The 1,960-nt window shown below is 61.5% G+C and carries 2 protein-coding genes; both read left to right on the top strand.

Features of this window, described 5'->3' with window-relative positions:
- The coding region (locus ACT8II_RS05150; RefSeq protein ID WP_443813201.1) for a lysylphosphatidylglycerol synthase transmembrane domain-containing protein at window positions 1-1,260 on the top strand (1,260 nt) is incomplete at its 5' end.
- Between the two features lie 191 nt (window positions 1,261-1,451).
- Window positions 1,452-1,960 (top strand): iron-sulfur cluster assembly scaffold protein (locus ACT8II_RS05145; protein WP_443813200.1); only part of this gene is annotated, 509 nt, incomplete at its 3' end.

Here is a 1,960-nt window from a genome sequence, read left to right as displayed (position 1 = left end):
TTCATCTTCCTTGCGTTCATTGGTGTCGCCTACGCCGCCTACCTCGTCATGAGCGGACAACTCGATGACTTTATCCGCGCGCTCATCGGCGTCAATCCCAAATGGATCATCGCGGGCGTCGCGTGCTTTCTGTGCTATTACGTTTTCGGCATCCTGGCCTACGCTGCCATCGTCGTCATCGACCACGACTCCCCCGTCGGATTCCGCGACCTCATGAGCGTAGAGGCATCCGGCGTCTTTTTCATGCGTCTCACCCCGGGCGGCGCGGGCGTCATCCCGTCGCAAATCTACCGCCTCACGCGCGCGGGCCTCTCCCTGGCCGATGCTTCTGCCCTGCAATTCGTACGCTTCACCCTCTATGAGGCGGGTGAGGGCATCTTCGCCGCCATCATGTTGCTCTTTTGCGGCAACTACTTTTTAGAGACCTTCGCCGACATCAAGATCATCGGGCTCGATGTTGTCTGGATCGGCATTTTCATGTTCGGATACAAGTTCATCCAGGTCGGCGGCGTGCTGTTACTCTGCCTGTTGCCCGGACCGATCAAAAAACTCGGATCACTCGGTCTCAAAATCGGGCGCACGCTGCACATCCTCAACCAAGAGCGCTATGAGCGCTACCTCGACTTCCTCACCACGCAGGTCACCACGTTTTCACAGGCTTTCCGCTCTGCAGCATCCAACTGGCATGTGCTCCCCATCGTAGAGCTCCTTACCCTGATCCAACTCGGCTGCATGTATGCGCTGCCCTATTTCGTTCTGCGCTCGTTTGGCCTCGAGGCCGACCTGCTGGTCTGCCTCGCCTCCGGCTCCATGGTCGAGCTGCTCGTTAACGCTATTCCGCTGCCAGGTGGAGCAGGCGGCGCCGAAGTCGGCTTTACCTACCTGTTTGGCAATATGTTCGGATGGCATCTGTCTGCAGGTCTCGTCATATGGCGCTCCATCGAGTATCTGCTGCCCGTCGTCATCGCCGCCCCCTGCATGGGTATGCGTTCCACTACAGGAGAGAGCATCTACAACCGCTGGAGCCGCCGCGCGCATAACGCCCATCATGTGGCACATGGTGACTGGGGTGGCGTCAAACGGCCGGCGGGCGTCAAGTTCAGGCCAACGGACAAGCGAACAAGCACGCCGACGCGCGTCAACGCCGCGCGCAAGTCCGACGGTGTCACCTTCAAGGTTCCCGCAAAACGCGCGAACAAGGAGGCGCGCGCGCACGAAGACGGCTCCACATCGGGCACCTGCAAAGATCGCAACGCATAGCGTCCCCCGTTGGCGCGGCCCCTCGGACATGATCACTCCTGCCACGCTTCGCCCATATTAAAGCGTTTCAACTTACCTTCTCCCTCGCAGGCGACCCAACTCGGGTTAAAATAAAGCTGCATGTCAGGTTTGCCCGGTCCATCGGAATCAAAACCGTGCGTCCGGCAGCGACTACGAAAGAGAGGAGAGGCATGCAGTACTCACAGGAAGTGGAGAACATGTGCCCCGTCGCCAAGGGCGCATACCACGGCCCCGCGCCCATCCCGGAGGAGGGCCAGTGGGTCCAGGCCAAGGAGATCAAGGACATCTCCGGCCTCACGCACGGTGTTGGCTGGTGCGCCCCGCAGCAGGGTGCGTGCAAGCTCACGCTTAACGTCAAGGAGGGCATCATCGAGGAGGCCCTCGTCGAGACCATCGGCTGCTCGGGCATGACCCACTCCGCCGCCATGGCTTCCGAGATCCTCCCCGGCAAGACCATCCTCGAGGCCCTCAACACCGACCTCGTCTGCGACGCCATCAACGTGGCCATGCGCGAGATCTTCCTGCAGATCGTCTACGGCCGCAGCCAGACCGCGTTCTCCGAGGGCGGCCTGCCCGTGGGCGCCTCCCTCGACGACCTCGGCAAGGGCCTGCGCTCCCAGGTCGGCACCATGTTCGGCACCAAGGCCAAGGGCGCTCGCTACCTCGAGCTCGCCCAGGG

This window comes from Collinsella sp., from assembly GCF_052346665.1.
Classification (GTDB): domain Bacteria; phylum Actinomycetota; class Coriobacteriia; order Coriobacteriales; family Coriobacteriaceae; genus Collinsella.
The sequence above is the reverse complement of the archived record's forward strand: the minus strand, read 5'-3'. Positions and strand labels throughout refer to the sequence as shown.